We start from the raw sequence: 20,246 nt of genomic DNA on the forward strand, positions 1-20,246 counted from the left end.
GGGAAGCGAAAACAGAGCGTTGAATAGATTGCCTTTTAATCCAGTTTTTTTATCCTTTGGAGATTTTGGAATTTAGTTTTTGGAATTTGAACGCTAACATTTTTTATGAACGGGAAATTGATAGTTATCGGTTATGTGTGGCCTGAGCCAAAGAGTTCGGCGGCGGGAAGTAGGATGCTCCAACTCATTTATACGTTTCTGTTGGGTGGCTATGATGTCACTTTTGCAAGTCCCTGCGCAAAAACCGAGAATGCTTTCGATTTGAATTTGATTGGCGTATCTCAAAAAACTATTGAGTTAAATAATTCCAGTTTTGATGTTTTTATTAAACAACTCAATCCAGATGTAGTTTTGTTTGACCGTTTTATGATGGAGGAACAATTCGGGTGGAGGGTTGCTGAAAATTGTCCAAATGCTTTACGGATATTGGATACAGAGGATTTGCACTTTTTGCGAAAAGGTCGGCATCAGGCTTTGAAAGATGGAACTCCTTTTGGTAATAATTATTTATTCAACGATACCGCCAAACGCGAAATTGCAAGTATTTATAGGTGCGATTTAAGTTTGATTATTTCCGAAGCAGAAATTGAAGTACTTAAGAGTGACTTTAAAGTGGACGCGTCCCTTTTGGTGTATTTGCCATTTATGTTGGATAACATAGACGAAGCTCATATTTCAACTTTGTCGAAGTTTGAAGAGCGAGGTCATTTTATCTCTATTGGAAATTTTCTGCATGCTCCTAATTATGATGCTGTCCTTTACTTAAAACAGACAATTTGGCCGTTGATTAGAAAGAAATTGTCCAATGCCGAAATACACATTTATGGTGCTTATGCATCTGAAAAGGTAAATCAACTGCATAGTGAAAAACAGGGTTTTTTAATCAAGGGGTTTACGGCAGATGCAAACCAAACGATGCAAAGTGCCAAAATATGTTTGGCGCCATTGCGCTTTGGTGCTGGCTTAAAAGGAAAGCTGGTTGACGCTATGCAAAATGGAACTCCATGCATAATGAGTAGTATTGGTGCCGAGGGCATATTTGGGGACATGGAACATAACGGTTTTATTGCGGATGAACCCGAAAGTTTCTCAAACAAAGCTGTCGAACTTTTCAATAACGAAAAGCTATGGGCCTCATTCCAAAACAATGGATTTAAAGTCGTCAATACCCGTTTTAAGAAGGAAAAGTTTCAACAGAAATTGTTGTCAAGAGTGAACCAAGCATTACAACGTCTAAAGGCGCATAGGGAAAACAATTTTATGGGACAAATGCTGATGCACCATTCCCTAAAAAGCACCAAATACTTAAGCAAATGGATCGAAGCGAAAAATCAATAAAAAATTAAGTACTGATGTTAAGATTTCTTTAGCTTTTATTATCTTTATCAGGCTATTAACCAATTATTTACTCTCATGAGTGCTCTCCTAAAATTTTCTTCAGTTTACTGCTTACTTCTTTTGCTCGCTAGTTGTAGTAGAGGTGGTAGCCCTAATACCATTGTTGTGCTGTCCGAACTTGAAGCAGCCATCTCATTTGACGCAAATTGTACCACGAATATTAATTTCGAGGATTTTGACCACAACGTTTATGGCTATCGTGCAGATGCGCTTTTTACGGTGCCGTCTATTCAAACAGGAGGGCACAGTACATTGGATGAATCCACAGATTTAGGGTTCAATCTGTTTATTGATATCAATGATCTTAACAAAACAAGTTACACCGTCACAAATGGTGGTATTATAACTGGAACTGCTTATGTTTTTTATAAGGTAGGTGGTGTCGGTGGAGAGGAATTTACGAGCACTGGTACGTCCGGTACTTTGGAAGTGGAACGTTTAACGCTGGATGAAGATAAAGATAAAGTGCTTGTATTAAAGGCTACATTGAATAATGTGGAAATTGCCAACATCAATGATCCTAGTAAGATTCGTTGCGTAAATAATTTTAAAATCGAGTTTTACAGGTGACACTTTAAAGGACAATTTTGTTAAGTGGAAGCTAATTGTTCAGTGCTGCTTGGTGGCGTGTTTTGGTCCAAAAAAGTAATTAACCTTTTCATCTTGTAAAATAGGCTAAATTGTAGGATGAAATGAGCCATCAAAATAAAAGTATCGGTTTCAATCTACCTGATGCCCAAATATGTTTGTACGATCAATTTTTTTCAAAAGAAGAAAGCGATAGGCTATATATAAGCTTGGCTGAAAATATCAATTGGCAACAAGATCAGATTAAGTTTTTTGGCAAAATCTATGATGTCCCAAGGCTTACTGCTTTATACGGCGATACCCGTAAAACCTACAAATATTCTGGTATCTTGATGCAACCACATCCTTGGAATGAAGATTTGTTGTTTATAAAAGAGCGCATTGAAAAAGAGGTTGAGGCAGAATTTTCCACCTGTCTTTTGAATTATTACAGAACTGGTTCGGATGGTAATAGTTGGCATCAAGATAATGAAAAGGAACTGGGCAGAAACCCCATTATTGCTTCCGTGTCCCTTGGTGAAACCAGGCCTTTTCAATTGAGGCATATCCAGCGAAATGATTTAAAAAGGGTAGATATTCCATTAACCCATGGGAGTATGCTCTTAATGAAAGATAGCACGCAACACTTTTGGAAACACAGAATTCCAAAAACGAAAAGGGATATTGGACCAAGAATTAATCTCACTTTTAGAATCATTAAAAATGAATAGAATAATTGTGCTTCTGCTTTTATGGACGGTATGCGCTTGCAAAACCACAAAAATCAGCGAAATTAAGGTTGAAAAACTTGCCGAAACTATAAAAAGCTGGAATGGGGATACCCTGCCAAAGTACCCTGAAGGACAACCTAAAGTAACGGTCTTAAAAATTACGATACCACCAAAAACAAAATTGCATAGGCATTACCACCCGGTAATCAATTCTGGTATCATGCTAAAAGGAAAATTAAAAGTTGTGGATGCGGATGAAAATACTCTTTATCTAAAAGAAGGTGATGTTATCGTGGAGTTAGTAAATAAAATTCACTACGGCATAAATGAGGGCAACAGACCAGTTGAAATTGTGGTGTTTTATGCGGGTGCTGAGGATTTACCATTAACAGTACTTGCTAAGGATGACTAATATTGTTCTTAATTAAATTTAGTGCAATTTTTACACCAACGGTGGCAGGTTCTGCAAAAACCGTCAAATTTTTTTTGCTCTCAATATTTGGTTTTGGGTCAATAAAATAGGTAGGTGTATGATCTGGCACATAATGCATCAATCCCGCCGCTGGATATACCTGCATTGACGTACCAATAATTATCAAAATATCGGCCGTTTCACAAATTTCCATGGCTTTTTTAATCATCGGGACATCCTCACCAAACCAAACGATGTGCGGCCTTAATTGATAGCCATTTTTGCAAAGATCCCCCAAAACCAAATCGGTTTTCCATTCTTGAATATCATTGGCGTCATAAGTACTTCGAACCTTTAGCAATTCGCCATGTAAATGCACTACATTGGTGCTTCCGGCACGCTCGTGCAAATCATCCACATTTTGGGTAATGATGCTCACCTTAAAATCCTTTTCCAGTGAAGCCAAATCATAATGTGCCGAATTGGGCTTCACCTCAAAAAGTTGTCGTCTGCGTTGGTTATAAAAATCCAAAACCAGTTCTGGATTTTCCCTAAAACCTTCCGGCGTGGCCACTTTCATAACATCATGCCCTTCCCATAAGCCATCGGCATCCCTAAAGGTTTTAATCCCGCTTTCGGCACTCATGCCTGCTCCAGTAAGTACTACAATATGCTTATTCATACTTTAAAAATACTAACTTTGGAGGAATGATTGACAAAAACCTTTTGGTTCATTTAGAATCCTATTTAACCGAGGCGCGCATGGAAAAATTCCATCGGGTGCTATCTCAGCGTACCAAGCACTTTACGGTGGCTACCGAAGATGTATACCAACTGCACAATACCAGTGCAGTCATCAGAAGTTGTGATGTGTTTGGCATTCAGGAGGTCAGTATTGTTGAGGAGCGCAATACCAAACGTATTGACAGGGAAATAGCCATGGGCGCTCAAAAGTGGGTGGACCTCAACCGGTTTCATTCTGTAAAAGAGTGCATAGTTGATTTAAAAACCAGAGGCTATCAAATTGTGGCTACCTCGCCGCATCAAAAAGACTGTGATTTAAACGATTTTGATATTTCAAAAAAATCCTGCTTTTTCTTCGGAAGGGAAACCGAAGGCCTTTCGGAAGAGGTTTTAAATGCGGCCGATTGTTTTTTAAAAATTCCAATGGTAGGTTTTACCGAAAGTTTGAATATTTCGGTTTCCGCCGCTATCATTTTACAACATGTGACGACTAAGCTGAGAAAATCCAATATAGATTGGCAATTGTCTGAAAATGAAATGCTTGAAAAACGTTTGGATTGGTGCAAAAAAACAATTAAAAGTTATGATGATATCATAAATCGTTTTTATCAATCCAAAAAATAACTATCTTTATAGGGCCGACTATAAACCCTCCACATCATGATGATTCTTCTTTATATTCTGATAGCTCTTGCCCTCATTTTTATAATGCTCATGCTCGTGGCGCCAAAGAAATTTGATGTAAAGCGAAGCATTCTGGTGGATAAACCCACCCCCGAGGTATTTGACTATTTGAAGTTCATCAAAAATCAGGACGAATGGTCACCATGGAAAAAGAAAGATCCAAAGATGAAACAGGAATATGTTGGCAATGATGGGGAAGTAGGGTTTTTGGCCAAATGGGAAGGCAACAAAGATGTTGGTGTCGGGGAGCAACAAATCACCAAAATTACCGAGAATGAAGTAATTGAATCTCGGCTTCGGTTTTTTAAACCATGGAAATCAGAATCGGATGCCTATTTGAAACTTGAAAGTATAGGCCCCAAGCGAACCAAAGTAATTTGGGGATTTAAGGGAGAAAGCAAGCCGCCTTCAAATGTATTTTTCATGTTTTTCAATATGGACAAAGCAGTTGGAAAGGACTTTGAGGAGGGGCTGTTAAGTCTAAAAACAATTTTAGAGAAATAGAGGTATGGAAAAAAACATGGTAGGCTGGTTTGAAATTCCGGTATCGGATATGGATAGGGCCAAAGCCTTTTATGAGACTGTTTTTGAGGTGAAATTAGATGTTCAAAATTTTGGAGGGCTATTGATGGGCTGGTTTCCTTTTGTTGAAGGAAAGGAAGGCGCGGCCGGCACTTTAATCAAACAAGAATCCTATATTCCCAGTCAGGAAGGGACTTTAGTGTATTTTATGAGCGAAGATGTTCAGAATGAACTGGATCGCGTGGAAGGTGCTGGTGGTAAAATATACCAACCCAAAACCGAAATTTCACCAGAGCATGGTTACATGGCCGCGTTTATTGATACGGAAGGTAATCGGGTTGCCCTGCATTCCAGAAAATAGTAGTTCTGGATTAAGCAACCAATTGAATTTAACAAAGCGAATCCTGTTTAATATTATTACGTAATGAAAGCACATACCTATCTTCATTTTAACGGCAACTGCGAGGAGGCCATAAATTTTTACAAAGATGTATTGGATGGCACAATAACTACCTTTATGAGGTTTGGCGAAGCTCCTGAGGACGTTTTCAAAGCACCGGATTTTGCTCAAAATTGGGTGATGCATTGTACACTCGAATTTGGAGGCACTTTGCTGATGGCTTCGGATTACTTAAATGAAGATCAGGAATTTGTTGCTGGCAGTAATTTTGCAGTGAGCATCAATGTTGAAGATGAAGCTCAAGGCCAAGCTATCTGCGATTCCCTTGCTGATGGTGGAAAACTGATGATGCCTTTTATGGATGCATTTTGGGGCGGAAAATTTGGCATGTTAAAAGATAAATTTGGCATACATTGGATGGTAAGTTGCGATATAGAAAAGGTGTAGTATTCTAAATCCTTCTCGATCGGCCTCGGCTCAGCAGTTTATATTCCTCGTAGCATTCGCTGATGGCATCCAAAATCTGTAAATCGTTTGCCGTTTGTATAAAGCCTTTGGAATAGTTGCATTGGCTGACGATTTCATCCAAATCGACCCGGTCCACATTTAACAAAGCGGTCAACATTTCACGGTCAAAACGAGATGCCAAAAGATTTCTAATTTCGTCATCCTGTTTCATTTTTTTCAGCTTACGAAGCTCGTTCGGTTTTTTGCCAAACATACGATGCAGAAAATCAGCCGGATTAAAAATGGAGCCAATCACATTGTTAAGGCCCGAAGGTTTACTGGCTTCGTACCCCGTACTAGATAACCCAGAAATGCTATAGCGATAATTGTTGTTGATAGAAGGTACCTGTTTGATATCTACTTCCAAATATCCGGTAAGTTTTAATTGGTTTACAACAACCTCTTCAAGTGCCAGGGCCAATTCGGTCAATTCGATAGTGGAGCTTCCGAATTTTATCCAGTCATTGGTAACACGCACACGAATGGATTTGAATCCCAGATACGAAAAATGCAGTGTGTCATTGACTTTTGCTGATATTTCAAATTCACCTTTGGCATTGGTCGTCGTTCCAATGACTTGATTTAAGTTAACGATATTTACACTTTCCAACGGTTTGTCGGTTGCCGCATTGGTTACCACACCCAAAACACTCGTGTCATCCTGCCCAGAAACTGAGGCAGACGCAAACATAACAAGTAAAATGAGTAAATAACGTTTCATAGCAAACTTAATCTGAACATAAAAGTACTAAACAAAACACTAAGTTTCGGGCGTTATAGTTTTAATTTGACTAAAAATTAACAAAAAGCGTACCCATTTTCTTTTTGTGAACCGCTAATCGATAAGATTATAGGTAATCAAATAAACTAGCGTCTGGAACGTCTAGGTCTGGAGCCTCCAAAATCCTCAGACTTCGATCGTCTAGATTTTGATTTCCCTTCGCTCCTTCTTCCTCTTCTATCAGAACCGCCTTTTCCTTTTCGGTCGTCCCTGCGTCTGTCGCCTCGATTTCTATCACGTCGTCCGCCACTGCGTTTGCGGTTTTCAGAAACTTCAACATTCACAAAACGGCCGTTGTATTTAAAGTCGGTAAAGAACCCAAGTACTTTCTCCTGCAGTTCTTTTTCCGTATTAAAAAAAGAAAATGTGTCTTTTGCTTCAACCTTAAATACATCATCCTGACCAAGCTCCAAAACTTCCTTTAAAAAGTCTTTCAAGCTCATCCAGTCAAAACCATCCTTTTTTCCAACATTTATAAAATAACGAACAGAGTTTCCAGAATCCTTATGGTCATCGTTAGACACTGATATATTTAAATCCAATGCTTTCTGATAGTAATTGTAGAATCTTGAAAACTCAACGGAAAAGAATTTCTTGATCAGTTCATCCTTGGAGGTATCTTCAAAGAGGGCATTAATATCTCCTAAATACGCATCAATATCATGGTTAACCTCAGTGTTGTGTACTTTTTTGGCCAAAGACATCAATTGCACCTCACAGATTTCCATTCCATTCGGAATGTCCTTCTTTTCAAATTGCTTTTTGATAATGCGTTCGATACTTTTGATTTTCCGCACTTCACTTTTGGAAACAATAACCATGGACACTCCAGTTTTCCCAGCACGCCCCGTACGTCCAGAGCGGTGGGTGTAGGTTTCAATTTCGTCGGGTAGCTGGTAATTGATGACGTGGGTAATATCGTCAACATCAATCCCACGCGCCGCAACATCGGTGGCTACCAACATCTGTATTTGTTTGTTTCTAAAGGATTTCATCACCAAATCCCGCTGGTTTTGGCTTAAATCCCCATGTAGTGCTCCAGCATTATAACCATCTTCTATTAGGCGCTCTGCCACTTTCTGGGTATCCCTTTTAGTACGGCAAAACACTACAGAAAAAATATCGGGATTGGCATCGGCCAAACGTTTTAAGGCTTGGTAACGGTCTCGCGCATTCACCAAATAATATTCGTGCGACACCTGATTGGTACTCTCATTTTTATTACCAACAGTAATTTCCTGCGGTTGGTGCATAAAGTTTTTGGCAATAGAAGCCACCTCTCGGGGCATAGTTGCCGAAAACAACCATGTATTTTTATCATCAGGGGTATGCGATAAAATATCAGTAATATCCTCCTTAAAGCCCATGTTCAGCATCTCGTCGGCCTCATCCAAAACCGAATATTCAATTTTGGAAATATCTACTAAACGTCTCCCGATCATATCCTTCATACGGCCGGGGGTAGCCACAATAATTTGTGCGCCGCGTTTTATTTCGCGTGCTTGTTCCGTAATGCTCGCGCCGCCGTAAACAGCAACCACGTTCAGCCCTTTGCAGTACTTGCCATACAGTTTCATTTCGCTTGCAATTTGTAGGCAAAGTTCCCGTGTTGGCGATAAAATCAAGCCTTGCGTGGTACGGCTGTTGATATCAATTTTTTGAAGCATAGGAAACCCAAAGGCCGCCGTTTTTCCCGTACCGGTCTGGGCCAAGGCCACCAAATCGGTTTCGGAATTCAATAAAATTGGAATGGCTTTTTGTTGCACCTCGCTCGGTGTTTCAAAACCTAAATCAGTAATAGCATGCAATAGGTCTTCATTCAGACCCAAATCGTGGAATGTGTTCATTATTAGTAATATGCGATTTTTTATGTGGTGTTACATAAAGAAGCAAATCGACATATTTAACCTAAAACTTCCCGTAACACATCCTCACCCTGAGGAATTCAAGGCGCAAAGATACGTAAAAGTTTAAAGTTACAAGTTTAAAGAGGGAAATATGCTATTTCACTTGGAATGATGCCGTCCGGATAATTACTGGGATTCATCGGAATTAAATTAAACGTCATTTTCCAATATCAAATTTCGAATCCATGTATTTGGAATCATATCAATTGTAATATTGACGCGATCTTGCCCACTATTATTGAGGACTTTATGTGGGTCTGTTAGTCGTAAGTACCAACATTCTCCTGGTTTCATAGGGACAATCTTATCGTTCAAATAGAAATCTGCCCCTGAATCTTTAATTACGGGAATTGTTAAACGGATCACGGACTTTTCAATTTGTAATCCCAAAGTAGGGTCTGTATGTTCCTTTACAATATTGCCGTTTTCAAGGCGTAAAGCCCTCACTAAAGTCACCTTTGTTTTTTCTTGAAACGTTTCTACTATACTTTTTAGGCAGGGGGAGTTTTCTAATTCTTTGGTGTTTAACCAATCGCACCAAGAACCATCTGCATAATCTTGAGCGGGCGGAGGAAATGGAATGGATGGGTCTACCAAATGCGCCGGCGAGCGTAAAGGCAATACATCATAATAGATAAAACTGTTAAGCCCAATTTTGTCAACCTCAGCTTTTATCTTTTCAACATTGAAAGTGAGAGGCAATTTAATGGCATCGTTTTTAGTGTCAATGGGTTCTAAAACTTCTGTGCTCATGCTTATTGCCTTTAGATTTTGAACTTAAAGAAAACGATTTTTCTATTGAAATAAAATTAAAACGTGTAGATAAATTTTTTATTTACAAGAACAGAGCGACAAAAGCCATACAAATTACTTCTTTAAATTCTTGATTCTTTCTAATAATGTTGGATGTGAATAATGCATAAAAACATAGGCCGGATGTGGAGTTAAGTTGCTCAAACTGTTTTTGGATAATTTTTTAAGCGATGTAATTAGAGGTTCCCCTTTATAGGTGTTTTTGGCATAATCGTCCGCTTGGTATTCAAATTTTCGAGAAAATATATTCATCACCAATCCTGTAATTTCAGAAATAGGTGAGTAGAGTAGGGCAAAGGTAATCAGCCCAATATGAAAACTCGGTATATCAACTCCCAAAGCCTGTGATAATAACGGATTAGAAATAAACAAGGATAAAATATAAAGCGTCAATCCGGTTAACAAAATAGACGAAAACAGATTGAAAATAATATGCTTCTTTTTATAATGCCCCACCTCATGAGCAAGGACCGCCACAATTTCCTCGTCGTCCAAATCATTGATCAACGTATCGTAAAGCGTCACGCGTTTTTCACTGCCAAAACCTGAAAAATAGGCGTTGGCTTTGGTGCTTCGCTTTGAGCCATCAATCACAAAAATCTTATCCAATTTAAAACCAACAGTTTTTGCGTACGCCGAAATTTTATCATGCAAAGTCCCTTCTTCCAATGGTGTTTGTTTATTAAAAAGCGGGACAATCAATTTGGAATAAAACATGTTCATAAATATGGTAAACACGGCCATCAATCCCCAAGCATATAGCCAAAAGTGTTTTCCCGTAGCTTGATAAAACCAGATAATCAACGCTAGAATGCCCCCGCCGATAACAGCCATCATTAGCCAACCTTTAATTTTGTCCAGAATAAAAGTCTCCTTCGTGGTTTTGTTAAATCCAAACTTTTCTTCGATGACGAAGGTGCTGTAATACGAAAACGGAGTGGTCAAAATATCACTGCCAAAAAGGATAATTCCAAAGAAAATTAAAGCTATAATTATAGGATTGTCACTAAAGCTCCTCGCGAAATTATCTATAAACTCAAACCCGTCAAACCATAAAAATCCCAAGGTCAACAATAGTGAAAAGGTGGAAGTCAATAATCCGAACTTATATTTTGTAGCCTTGTACTTTTGTGATTTTTTATAGGCTTCTTCATCATAAACATCTTGTAATTCCTCAGGCAATTTATCATTAAAATGTTTCGCATTTAGCGCATCCAAAATTTTATCCACTATAAAGTTTAGGACGATGATGGCGATGATGATATAAAAAAGGGTTGTGGAGTTCATTATTATTCTTTTCTATCTTAAAATTATACTTTCGGTGTCACACTGAGCGCAGTCGAAGTACTTACATAATTCTGCTTTTTAATGCGTTTCGACTGCGCTCAACGTGACACAAACTTATTCTTTGGAATATTTGTAATGTGTCGCATTTCTACATTCAGCTAAAATTTGCAACATGTCAAAATTACCATTAATTAGGGCTTCCTTCTTTACGCGCGTCCACTTTTTTATTTTCTTTTCAAAATATATCGCCTGCAACACATCAAGGAAAGTTTCATTGAATTTCAATTCCAAAGGTCGTCTTTTTAAGGTATAGCAATCTGGATGCTTTCCTATAATATGTTCATCCAATCTTTTGTCTAAGTTATTGGTGATTCCGGTATAATATGAACAGTCGGAACATTTTAAGATGTATACAAAATAGGAGTACATGTTTAAGGTCTGGTGTATATAAGCGCTTCGACTGCGCTCAGCGTGACATTTTAGTTATTCAAAATTTCGCTGTCTTTTGGCTTCAAAAATAAGAATTCCCGCAGCAACCGAAACATTCATGGAATCGATTCCGCCACGCATGGGGATGATAATGTTTTGGTCAGCGTTTTCCAGCCATTCTTTGTTTAATCCGGTAGCTTCCGCGCCGACTACAATAGCTGTAGGTTGAGTGAAATCTAGGGTGTGATAATTTACGGAAGCCTGCAAAGCTGCGCAATATATATTGACGTTTTTGCTTTTAAGAAAATCGATGGTTTCTGTCGTTGTTCCCGTGGCAATCTGATTGGTAAAAAGACATCCCACGCTGGAACGTATAATATTGGGATTGTACAAATCCGTTTTTGGGTTGGCAATGATTACTGCGTCCACATTGGCCGCATCGGCAGTACGTAATAATGCCCCTATATTCCCGGGCTTTTCGGGGGCTTCGGCGACTAAAATTAGAGGGTTTTTGGTTTCGAGTTTTAGGTTGGATAGATTATGGGATTTGGTTTTTGCAATAGCTAAAACGCCTTCCGTGCTATCCCGATAGGCCAGTTTTTGGTACACTTCTTTGGAAATCTCTATGACGTTAAGTTGTTTGGTCGTTAAGTTGTTTAACTGTTCTGTCGAAAATAATTCAGGATAAAACAAGATGATTTCCAGTTGGTATCCACCCTTTATAGCCAATGCAATTTCGCGTTTACCTTCAATTAAAAAGGTTCCCGATTTTTTGCGTTCACGAGATTTGTCCCGCAACTTTACAAGTTGTCGAATAAATGCGTTTTGCGTGCTGGAAATGATATTTGTAGGCAAATCTTTACTATCTTTGTTTGCACAAATTTACTTAAAAATGAAACAACCTATTCTGCTCCTTGTTTTCTTGTTTTTGTCATTTCAATTTTCGGCTTATGGGCAAGGGCCACCGCCTCCTTGCGGGTTTAGCCCGGGCTATGCATGTAATTCAGATGGAAGTGATTTTGCTGTCTTCAACTTAAGGGAGTTATATCCTTTCACTTTTTGTAATTTAACTAATCAATCCGATTACCATCCAGTGACATATTATGAAACCGAGGGAGATAGGGATAACGAAACCAACCCGATATCTAACCCAGAAAGTTATGTAAATTTGACTAACCCCCAGACCATTTATTATAGGGCTAACAAAATTGTGCCTGATGGTAATAGTGATGTTGCCAAGGGTAATAATCCAATAAGGGCTATTGTTTTTCCAACCGTCAGTCGTCCAACGCCTCTTGTAGCCTGTGATGCTAATAATGACGGTATTGGTGAATTCAACCCTCGCAATAAATCAAGCGAGATTTTGGCGGGATTAGATTCTCTTTATTACAATGTTAGTTATCATGAAACTTTAGAGGAAGCTCAAAATGATTCGAACAGAATTTTTGCCCCTTACACAAATACCACAAACCCGCAGGTATTATATGCCAGAGTTGCTCCATCACTATCGGTAAATTGTTCATCCATTGTAGAATTGGATTTAATGGCGCAAGGCAACTGTAGTGACATAGCCGTTTATTTGACCTCTCAAGCGTCACCCAGACCTGGTTTTGATTATATCAATTATCTGGTTGTGAAGAATAAAGGAGCCAATACTACCGAATCGGGAAGTGTTGAATTTACTTCTGATGGCGCATTAAACTTTATTGAGGCAACTGGAGTGGACGCTGGCAACACGATTACAAATACTTCGACCGGTTTCATTTTGAATTTTAATGATTTAGAGGTCGGTGAAGAAGAAAATGTGAAAATTAAGATGAATGTTCCCGTGCCAACGCCTTTGGGTACTTTACTCACCAATACCGCAATGTATTTGGGTAGTGATATATTAGATGATAACAATTCATCAACTTTAAAAGAAACCGTCATTGGCTCCTACGACCCCAATGATATTTTGGAATCCCACGGTCCGGAAATTGTGCATAGCGAATTCACTTCGGATGATTATCTGTATTATACCATTCGGTTCCAGAATGTGGGTACCGCGGATGCTATTAACGTTTCGATTGACAATACCTTGAATGCGGATTTAGATGAATCTACCATACAGATGCTAAGTGGAAGTCACACTAATGTATTTACACGAACGGGAAGCCAGCTCAATTGGCAATTTGGCGACATCCATTTACCCAGTGAGGATATGGACGAACCCAACAGCCATGGCTACGTATATTATAAAATAAAGCCCAAAGCAGGGTATGCTGTGGGCGATATTATACCCAATACCGCCGAAATCTATTTTGATTTTAATCCAGCCGTAATCACCAACACCTTTGAAACAGAGTTTATTGCAACGCTATCGAACTCTGGACGGCAACAAGTGGAATTTTCAATGCACCCCAACCCTGCGAGTAGTGTTGTAGAGCTACAAGTCCATCACAATACAAATGATTTGGATGTTGCTATTTATAGTATTCAAGGAAAAAAAGTACTTAGTATAACTTTGGAAAGTACAAATAAACCAGCGAGAATTGATGTGTCCAAATTATCAGAAGGCTTGTACTTTTTTACGGTGAATGATGGATTTGCAGAAACCACCAAAAAGTTGGTTGTCGAATAAGCTTTTCACAAAATTGATTTTAAAGTGAACTCCAGTCAATTATGGAGTTTTTTTGTAATGGATTTTGCTCAACTTCGTCCAAAGGGAAAACCTTTTAAAACCAAAATATGAAGCGGATTTTGTTTTTAGTTGCTATCGTGGCCATTTTTTCCTGCAAAAATTCCAAAAAAGAAACTGCCGATTATTCTGAAGAAGTATTGGACGTTTCTACCAGCATATATCCAGAAAACATCACCAAAGTATTCGAAGCCCACGGTGGTTTGGATAAATGGAACACGATGCGAAACTTGGAATTTACGATGCAAAAACCAAATGGAGCCGAAGTGACTACTACCGATTTAAAAAATAGAAAGTCGCTTATCGACATGCCAAACCATACCATCGGTTTTGATGGTACCAATGTTTGGTTGAAACAAAAAGACACGGCACAATATAAAGGAAACCCAAAATTCTATTACAATTTGATGTTCTATTTTTATGCGATGCCCTTTATTTTGGCAGATGACGGCATTATTTATGAGGATGTACAACCTTTGGAGTTTGAAGGCAAATCATATCCGGGCATCAAAATTTCTTATGAGGCAGGTGTGGGCGAGTCGCCGGAAGATGAATATATTTTGTATTACAATTCACAAACGCATCAACTGGAATGGCTGGGATATACAGTAACATTCTTTTCAAAAGAAAAAAGCAAAGAGTTCCACTTTATAAAATACAGCAATTGGCAAAATATAGATGGTTTGCTATTGCCCGAAACCTTGACTTGGTACGATTATGAAAATAATTTACCGACAACCAAACGCAACGATTTAAAGTTTACTGATATCAAGATTTCAAAGGAAGAGCCAAGTCCTGATATTTTTAAGTTGCCTGAGGATGCAATAGTTGTGGAATAATTATTCTTACCGCAGTTTTAGGTTTTTGTTTTCAAATTTAAAATGATTCGTAGTTTTCAGGAATCTTGACTACGCCACCTGAAATTAAAATCTGTTTAGCCCGTGGTCGTTTAATTGCCGTTCACCTCAAAATAATTCACCAAAAGGGCTACCACGTAATTATAACTTTGCATTCCTTTGGCTTGTTTGTTGGCCTTTAAAAAGTTGCCATAAAACATCTTGAAAAAAGGCTCTGTTGGGTTTTCATAGGATTCCCAAAATTCACGGACTTCTTTATAGTTTTTCAAGATGCCCTCATTGACTGTTTCAACGATTTCCTCATATTTAGCTTCGTCTCGCCTATAAATTTCATTTAAACAAAACCGTAATCCAAAAGTATATCCTGCATATCTAAAGTAAACATCATCGTGATGGGTGGCCGCCATAAAGCCGATAAAGTTGGCTTCGTTTTCGGCAGCATAGCCCAATTGGTGCGCTACTTCATGTGAGGCTGTGGTGGGGAATTTATAAACGGGAATCAACCCGTCCACATGCGCTTCATTGGTAAAAGGGTTCATGTAGCCGCTAAAACCCATATAAGTCAAAGGGTAGCTAAAAAGTGATTTTTTGATGCTCTTGGGGTGATACTCCAAATGCGGAAACGTTGTCTTTAAATTTTGATAGCCTACGGGCACCATTTTAAGAATTTCACTTTTTGAATAGGGTAAATCCACTTTTAGGGTATCGTTTTCCGAAAGGCTATTGTGCAGCGTGTTGGATTTATTAATGAGGGTTTCGGTTACCTCTATCAGTTGCTCGGTGGTATAGTCTTTTTCCAAGCCTAAACTTGTATGCAAGGGCAAACGGTGATAATTCATCCCCCAAAACAGATGGAACACAAAATAAAAAAGCGAGAATGCCGCCAGCACATCAATACACCAGTTTTTGAGGTCTTTCCGCAATCGCCATCGGTTTTTGTACAACCATCGTAAACTGTAAATGATCGTCAGGGCATATACCATGTCGCCAAACGAAAACGGTAACCAGCCCAAAACAAATCTAAATATTTTAGAAAGCCATTGGTAAAGTCCGTTGCTATACCATTGCTCTACAAAATCTGGGTAGGTGGAAAGAAACTTCACCGCTAAAAATTGGGGAATAATAGAAAGCGCAATGATTCTTTTTTTGGTTTTCGGCATAGATCAAAAGTAATAAATTGTTTTACATTTTAAAGAGGTTTGGTTTCCAAAACCAAATGGGGATTTTTATCTTTGTGTGACATCAAAAATTCAATATGAACTCAGAAATAAGACAGTTAGAACCCCAATCCCTTTGGAATAAATTTGCAGATTTAAATGCCGTACCACGACCTTCTAAAAAGGAAGATCGTGTGATTGCGTTTATGAAGACATTTGGTAAAAATTTAGGCTTGGAAACCTTAGTGGATGAAGTTGGGAATGTCATCATCAAAAAACCCGCAACCCCAGGAATGGAAGATAGAATCACCATTGTGATGCAATCCCATTTGGATATGGTACACCAAAAAAACAACGACACCGTTTTCGATTTTGATACTCAGGGCATTGAAATGTTTATTGAAGGTGATTGGGTAAAAGCCAAAGGCACCACCCTTGGTGCAGATAATGGTTTGGGGGTAGCCACTATTATGGCAATTTTAGAAAGTACCGATATCCCGCACCCAGCAATTGAAGCCTTATTTACCATTGATGAAGAAACTGGTATGACGGGCGCCATGGGATTAAAAGGGAATGTGCTGTCTGGAGGTATTTTGTTGAATTTGGATACTGAGGAAGATGACGAAATAGGAGTAGGGTGTGCCGGAGGCATTGACGTTACAGCAACCAGAACTTACCAAGAAGAACAAACTCCGGAAAATAAAATCGGCTATCAAATTACGGTAAAAGGATTGCAAGGTGGGCATTCTGGGATGCAGATCCATGAAGGTTTGGGTAATGCCAATAAGATTATGAACCGTTTACTGTTTGATGGTTTTAAAAATTTTGGACTTCGAATTTCAGAAATTGATGGCGGGAGTTTGCGCAATGCTATTCCCAGGGAAAGTGTTGCACTTATTGCCGTTGATGGTGACAAAGAAGATACATTTTTATCCGAAATGAAATTGTGTTCCAAGGCTATAAAAAAGGAATTCAAAACTATGGAGCCTGATTTGGAAATGAAATTTAGAAAAACTGAAATTCCTAACTCAGTTATGGATTCTGAGGCCCAAGACCAAATCATTCGTGCAATATATGGAGCACTAAATGGTGTGTATAGAATGAGCGCAGATATTCCTGATTTGGTCGAGACCTCTAACAATATTGCCAAGGTGATTGTAAAGGACGGCCAAATAAAAGTGGAGTGTTTAACGCGGTCATCGGTGGAGAGTTCAAAAATGGATTTGGCCAATGCGCTTAGGGCGACATTTGAACTGGCGGGTTGTGAGGTGACATTTGCAGGCGATTATCCAGGATGGACCCCCAATATGGATTCCAAAATCCTGAAAGTGATGACGAGGATTTACGAAGAATTGAACGGTGAAAAGGCCCATGTGGCGGCCTGTCATGCCGGACTGGAATGTGGTATTTTAGGTCAGAACTATCCAGAGATGGAAATGATAAGTTTTGGGCCTAATATAAAAGGAGCACATTCGCCTGACGAGCGTGCCCAAATTTCATCTGTTCGAAAGTATTGGAGGTTTGTTTTGGAAATATTAAAAAACATCCCTAACCGATGATATTTGTATTTTATCGATAAAAAATTACATTTCATCTATATTTTTACTTATATTTGAGCAAGCATATAGCTACATGTATCAAAAGCATGTTTTGAATGAAACATAAAGTAAGCGCCCCAAATCGCCTCTAAAAAGAAACATTCAGAACAATGCTTTTTTTCTGATTTCGTTTAAATGTTTAGCTCGTAGTTGGTAATAAAATTTTAAAATTATTTTGAAGAGCCATTGTTTTAAGGGTGATTCTTTACTTATTCACAATGCCATTGAGGTCCGTTTAAAGTATATCTACAAACATTAGGCATATTTCATGATAGGACATTGAAATATTCGTTCTCTACGACCCGTTAATAACTCCTAACAACTCCCTTTTTAAATACCTCTGTAAATTTCTATTTTGCGTTGTTTTGAAAAAAACTTTTCTATGCTCTTGCATAGAAATATCAACTGAAACTGTTATTCCCGCATAGGCGGGAATCTAAAGTAAAAATGAAAGTCTGTATCGCCGAAAAACCAAGTGTAGCCAGGGAAATTGCATCCGTTCTGGGAGCAAATACCAAACGTGATGGCTATTTTGAGGGCAATGGGTATGCTGTTACCTACACCTTCGGGCATCTGTGTACCCTAAAAGAGCCGGTGGACTACAAGCCCTATTGGAAAAGTTGGGATTTAAACAATCTGCCTATGCTTCCCGAAAAGTTTGGGGTAAAAGTAGTGGCCAATTCTGGGGTGCAAAAACAGTTCAAAATTGTAAAAGGTCTTTTTGAAAAAGCAGAGGTGGTCATCAACTGCGGGGACGCAGGGCAGGAGGGTGAGCTTATACAACGCTGGGTAATGGGCGAGGCAAATTACAAAGGTCCTGTGCAGCGCCTATGGATTTCATCCTTAACCACCGAAGCCATCAAAGAAGGTTTTGAAAATCTAAAACCAGCTATGGAATACGACAACTTATTCTATGCTGGATATTCCCGTGCTATTGGGGATTGGCTTTTAGGCATCAACGCTACGAGGCTATATACCGTAAAACACGGTGGGTACAAGCAAATGCTGTCCGTGGGGCGGGTACAAACACCCACATTGGCCATGGTGGTCAATCGGTTTAAAGACATTGAAAATTTCAAACCGCAACCCTATTGGGAACTGCAGACCTTGTACCGAGATACACTTTTTAGCTATGAAGAAGGTCGTTTTTTAAAAAAGGAAGATGGCGAGGCTTTGGCCAATAAAGTCAAGGAAAGTGATTTTGAAATTCAATCCATTACCAAAAAGAAAGGCAAGGAATACGCCCCAAAACTCTTCGACCTCACGGGCTTGCAGGTATATTGTAATACCAAATTCGGGTTTTCAGCAGATGAAACCTTAAAAATTGTGCAAACTCTGTATGAGCGTAAAGTAGTGACCTATCCAAGAGTAGATACCACTTTTTTGCCAAGTGATATGTACCCGAAAGTATCGGGAATTTTACAAAAACTGACGAGTTACAATACGCTGACTCAGCCACTTTTGGGCAAGAAAATTAAAAAATCCACCAAAGTTTTTAACGATAAAAAAGTAACTGACCACCACGCCATCATTCCCACAGGAATGCAAACACAGTTAAATCCTGCACAGCAACAAGTCTATGATATTATCGTTAAGCGATTCATTGCGGTGTTTTACGATGAATGCATCGTGGCCAATACTACCGTGATTGGAAGTGCATCCGAAGTGGTCTTTAAAACAACCGGAAAGGAAATCTTGGAAAAAGGCTGGCGCATAGTCTTTGAGCGTGTCACACTGAGCGCAGTCGAAGTGCCAAAAAAAGAAAAAGAATCCGGTGTTTTGCCAGCTTTTGAAAAAGGCGAAAAAGGCCCGCACGAACCCTCGTTTTTAGAAAAACAAACCAAACCGCCAAATCAATTCACGGAGGCGTCATTGCTCCGAGCTATGGAAACCGCAGGGAGACAAGTGGATGACGAAGAGCTTCGGGATTTAATGAAGGAAAACGGAATCGGTCGGCCGTCCACACGTGCCAATATCATCGAAACGCTTTTCAAAAGAAAATACATCAAGCGCAATAAAAAACAGGTTTTGCCCACCGAAACTGGCATTCAATTGATAGATACCATTCAAAACGATTTACTAAAATCTGCTGAACTCACGGGGAAATGGGAAAAACAGTTGAAAGACATCGAAAAAGGGGAGTTCAGTGCTAATGCCTTTATCAAGAATATGAAACGAATGGTGGATGCCTTGGTGTATGAAGTAAGGAGCGAAACGGTTCGCGCAAATATTTCGCATGAGGCTTCGGTTAAAAGGAAAACCGTAAAAGCGAAGGCGAATTCAAAACCTGGAATTACAACTGAGAAATGCCCAAAATGTAGCAGTGGGAATATCCTAAAAGGAAAGTCGGCTTATGGTTGTAGTGCATACAAATCGGGCTGTGATTTTGTATTGCCCTTCAAATACAAGGGAAAAAAGATTTCAGAAAAGCAGTTTGTCCGATTGCTCCAAAAGGGGTCGACCGTCAATTTAAAAGGGTTTAAAGTTGGGGAAGAAAATGTTGAAGGCTTGGTTAGATTTGATGATGATTTCAAACTAAAATTGGAGCACAAAAGGACATCAAAACTTAGTAAAAACAGTGATATAACCTGTCCCAAGTGTAAAAAAGGAACTGTTTTGAAAGGAAAGTCTGCTTACGGTTGTAGCAACCATAAATCTGGTTGCGACTTTAAAGTTGGCTTTGATATTGTCAGACATCGGATAAATGGACAACAACCGACCAAAGACCTTGTTTATCGCATTTTAGTCGAAAATATTTGAGAATCAGTGGTCTAT

At 39.0% G+C, this 20,246-nt stretch carries 20 protein-coding genes; 12 read left to right on the top strand and 8 right to left on the bottom strand.

The window, feature by feature from the left end; all coding sequences use genetic code 11:
* Positions 1–105 precede the first annotated feature (105 nt).
* The 4 genes from H7U19_RS04760 to H7U19_RS04775 all read left to right on the top strand — a co-directional run bounded on the left by H7U19_RS04760 (position 106) and on the right by H7U19_RS04775 (position 3,108).
* Complete coding sequence (locus tag H7U19_RS04760) at positions 106–1,338, top strand: glycosyltransferase (RefSeq protein ID WP_186559496.1); 1,233 nt, start codon at positions 106–108, stop codon at positions 1,336–1,338.
* Positions 1,339–1,413: 75 nt separating this feature from the next.
* On the top strand, positions 1,414–1,968 hold the full coding sequence (locus H7U19_RS04765; protein WP_186559498.1) for a hypothetical protein: 555 nt from the start codon (positions 1,414–1,416) through the stop codon (positions 1,966–1,968).
* Positions 1,969–2,090: 122 nt separating this feature from the next.
* Entirely contained in the window at positions 2,091–2,696 is a 606-nt protein-coding gene (locus H7U19_RS04770; protein ID WP_186559500.1) for an alpha-ketoglutarate-dependent dioxygenase AlkB family protein, read from the top strand.
* Positions 2,689–3,108, top strand: a complete 420-nt coding sequence (locus tag H7U19_RS04775; protein WP_186559502.1) for a cupin domain-containing protein — start codon at positions 2,689–2,691, stop codon at positions 3,106–3,108. Before H7U19_RS04770 ends, H7U19_RS04775 begins: the two co-directional genes overlap by 8 nt.
* Here H7U19_RS04775 and H7U19_RS04780 read toward each other — a convergent pair.
* Positions 3,095–3,790 (bottom strand): SIR2 family NAD-dependent protein deacylase, encoded by a 696-nt coding sequence (locus H7U19_RS04780; protein WP_186559504.1) that lies wholly within the window; start codon positions 3,788–3,790, stop codon positions 3,095–3,097. The two genes, H7U19_RS04775 and H7U19_RS04780, sit on opposite strands and share 14 nt — an antisense overlap.
* Before the next feature lie 26 nt (positions 3,791–3,816).
* On the opposite strand from H7U19_RS04780, the gene H7U19_RS04785 reads away from it, so the two are divergent.
* From H7U19_RS04785 to H7U19_RS04800, 4 genes are all read left to right on the top strand, one after another.
* The gene (locus tag H7U19_RS04785) at positions 3,817–4,476 is read left to right on the top strand and encodes a TrmH family RNA methyltransferase (RefSeq protein WP_186559506.1); all 660 of its coding nucleotides are present in this window, start codon (positions 3,817–3,819) and stop codon (positions 4,474–4,476) included.
* 36 nt (positions 4,477–4,512) lie between these two features.
* Positions 4,513–5,040 carry an SRPBCC family protein gene (locus H7U19_RS04790; protein ID WP_246454593.1) on the top strand — a complete coding sequence of 176 codons (528 nt, stop codon included), beginning with the start codon at positions 4,513–4,515 and terminating at the stop codon, positions 5,038–5,040.
* A gap of 4 nt (positions 5,041–5,044) precedes the next feature.
* Complete coding sequence (locus H7U19_RS04795; RefSeq protein WP_186559508.1) at positions 5,045–5,419, top strand: VOC family protein; 375 nt, start codon at positions 5,045–5,047, stop codon at positions 5,417–5,419.
* Between the two features lie 63 nt (positions 5,420–5,482).
* Positions 5,483–5,905, top strand: a complete 423-nt coding sequence (locus H7U19_RS04800) for a VOC family protein (protein WP_186559509.1) — start codon at positions 5,483–5,485, stop codon at positions 5,903–5,905.
* 4 nt (positions 5,906–5,909) lie between these two features.
* Here the strand turns inward: H7U19_RS04800 and H7U19_RS04805 are convergent, their stop codons facing one another.
* The 6 genes from H7U19_RS04805 to H7U19_RS04830 form a co-directional block, all read right to left on the bottom strand.
* On the bottom strand, positions 5,910–6,686 hold the full coding sequence (locus H7U19_RS04805; protein ID WP_186559511.1) for a carboxypeptidase-like regulatory domain-containing protein: 777 nt from the start codon (positions 6,684–6,686) through the stop codon (positions 5,910–5,912).
* A gap of 146 nt (positions 6,687–6,832) precedes the next feature.
* Positions 6,833–8,593, bottom strand: coding sequence for a DEAD/DEAH box helicase (locus H7U19_RS04810; protein WP_186559513.1), 1,761 nt, complete (start codon positions 8,591–8,593; stop codon positions 6,833–6,835).
* Positions 8,594–8,803: 210 nt separating this feature from the next.
* A complete protein-coding gene (locus H7U19_RS04815; protein ID WP_186559515.1) occupies positions 8,804–9,406 on the bottom strand; it encodes an aspartyl/asparaginyl beta-hydroxylase domain-containing protein in 603 nt (200 codons plus the stop codon).
* A 114-nt stretch (positions 9,407–9,520) separates the two neighbouring features.
* A complete protein-coding gene (locus tag H7U19_RS04820; RefSeq protein ID WP_186559517.1) occupies positions 9,521–10,753 on the bottom strand; it encodes a M48 family metallopeptidase in 1,233 nt (410 codons plus the stop codon).
* Between the two features lie 114 nt (positions 10,754–10,867).
* Positions 10,868–11,182 carry a GIY-YIG nuclease family protein gene (locus H7U19_RS04825; RefSeq protein ID WP_186559519.1) on the bottom strand — a complete coding sequence of 105 codons (315 nt, stop codon included), beginning with the start codon at positions 11,180–11,182 and terminating at the stop codon, positions 10,868–10,870.
* Between the two features lie 54 nt (positions 11,183–11,236).
* Entirely contained in the window at positions 11,237–12,037 is an 801-nt protein-coding gene (locus H7U19_RS04830; RefSeq protein ID WP_186559521.1) for a TrmH family RNA methyltransferase, read from the bottom strand.
* Positions 12,038–12,074: 37 nt separating this feature from the next.
* Here H7U19_RS04830 and H7U19_RS04835 point away from each other — a divergent pair, with 37 nt between their 5' ends.
* Together H7U19_RS04835 and H7U19_RS04840 are read left to right on the top strand one after the other, a co-directional pair.
* Positions 12,075–13,802, top strand: coding sequence for a T9SS type A sorting domain-containing protein (locus H7U19_RS04835; protein WP_186559523.1), 1,728 nt, complete (start codon positions 12,075–12,077; stop codon positions 13,800–13,802).
* A gap of 107 nt (positions 13,803–13,909) precedes the next feature.
* The gene (locus H7U19_RS04840) at positions 13,910–14,698 is read left to right on the top strand and encodes a DUF6503 family protein (RefSeq protein ID WP_186559525.1); all 789 of its coding nucleotides are present in this window, start codon (positions 13,910–13,912) and stop codon (positions 14,696–14,698) included.
* Between the two features lie 110 nt (positions 14,699–14,808).
* Here the strand turns inward: H7U19_RS04840 and H7U19_RS04845 are convergent, their stop codons facing one another.
* Complete coding sequence (locus H7U19_RS04845) at positions 14,809–15,876, bottom strand: DUF3810 domain-containing protein (protein WP_186559527.1); 1,068 nt, start codon at positions 15,874–15,876, stop codon at positions 14,809–14,811.
* 95 nt (positions 15,877–15,971) lie between these two features.
* On the opposite strand from H7U19_RS04845, the gene H7U19_RS04850 reads away from it, so the two are divergent.
* Both H7U19_RS04850 and H7U19_RS04855 read left to right on the top strand, forming a co-directional pair.
* A complete protein-coding gene (locus tag H7U19_RS04850) occupies positions 15,972–17,432 on the top strand; it encodes an aminoacyl-histidine dipeptidase (protein ID WP_186559529.1) in 1,461 nt (486 codons plus the stop codon).
* A gap of 486 nt (positions 17,433–17,918) precedes the next feature.
* Positions 17,919–20,231, top strand: a complete 2,313-nt coding sequence (locus H7U19_RS04855) for a type IA DNA topoisomerase (RefSeq protein ID WP_186559530.1) — start codon at positions 17,919–17,921, stop codon at positions 20,229–20,231.
* Positions 20,232–20,246 lie beyond the last annotated feature (15 nt).

This window comes from Hyunsoonleella aquatilis (assembly GCF_014270105.1).
GTDB lineage: Bacteria > Bacteroidota > Bacteroidia > Flavobacteriales > Flavobacteriaceae > Jejuia > Jejuia aquatilis.

Bases quoted from the DNA above. Each gene is read 5' to 3' on its own strand.
- H7U19_RS04790 (WP_246454593.1), top strand. From the start codon at position 4,513: ATGATGATTCTTCTTTATATTCTGATAGCTCTTGCCCTCATTTTTATA.
- H7U19_RS04780 (WP_186559504.1), bottom strand. From the start codon at position 3,790: ATGAATAAGCATATTGTAGTACTTACTGGAGCAGGCATGAGTGCCGAA.
- H7U19_RS04770 (WP_186559500.1), top strand. From the start codon at position 2,091: ATGAGCCATCAAAATAAAAGTATCGGTTTCAATCTACCTGATGCCCAA.
- H7U19_RS04855 (WP_186559530.1), top strand. From the start codon at position 17,919: ATGAAAGTCTGTATCGCCGAAAAACCAAGTGTAGCCAGGGAAATTGCA.
- H7U19_RS04840 (WP_186559525.1), top strand. From the start codon at position 13,910: ATGAAGCGGATTTTGTTTTTAGTTGCTATCGTGGCCATTTTTTCCTGC.
- H7U19_RS04810 (WP_186559513.1), bottom strand. From the start codon at position 8,593: ATGAACACATTCCACGATTTGGGTCTGAATGAAGACCTATTGCATGCT.
- H7U19_RS04785 (WP_186559506.1), top strand. From the start codon at position 3,817: ATGATTGACAAAAACCTTTTGGTTCATTTAGAATCCTATTTAACCGAG.
- H7U19_RS04850 (WP_186559529.1), top strand. From the start codon at position 15,972: ATGAACTCAGAAATAAGACAGTTAGAACCCCAATCCCTTTGGAATAAA.
- H7U19_RS04820 (WP_186559517.1), bottom strand. From the start codon at position 10,753: ATGAACTCCACAACCCTTTTTTATATCATCATCGCCATCATCGTCCTA.
- H7U19_RS04795 (WP_186559508.1), top strand. From the start codon at position 5,045: ATGGAAAAAAACATGGTAGGCTGGTTTGAAATTCCGGTATCGGATATG.
- H7U19_RS04835 (WP_186559523.1), top strand. From the start codon at position 12,075: ATGAAACAACCTATTCTGCTCCTTGTTTTCTTGTTTTTGTCATTTCAA.
- H7U19_RS04815 (WP_186559515.1), bottom strand. From the start codon at position 9,406: ATGAGCACAGAAGTTTTAGAACCCATTGACACTAAAAACGATGCCATT.
- H7U19_RS04800 (WP_186559509.1), top strand. From the start codon at position 5,483: ATGAAAGCACATACCTATCTTCATTTTAACGGCAACTGCGAGGAGGCC.
- H7U19_RS04825 (WP_186559519.1), bottom strand. From the start codon at position 11,182: ATGTACTCCTATTTTGTATACATCTTAAAATGTTCCGACTGTTCATAT.
- H7U19_RS04765 (WP_186559498.1), top strand. From the start codon at position 1,414: ATGAGTGCTCTCCTAAAATTTTCTTCAGTTTACTGCTTACTTCTTTTG.
- H7U19_RS04805 (WP_186559511.1), bottom strand. From the start codon at position 6,686: ATGAAACGTTATTTACTCATTTTACTTGTTATGTTTGCGTCTGCCTCA.
- H7U19_RS04775 (WP_186559502.1), top strand. From the start codon at position 2,689: ATGAATAGAATAATTGTGCTTCTGCTTTTATGGACGGTATGCGCTTGC.
- H7U19_RS04760 (WP_186559496.1), top strand. From the start codon at position 106: ATGAACGGGAAATTGATAGTTATCGGTTATGTGTGGCCTGAGCCAAAG.
- H7U19_RS04845 (WP_186559527.1), bottom strand. From the start codon at position 15,876: ATGCCGAAAACCAAAAAAAGAATCATTGCGCTTTCTATTATTCCCCAA.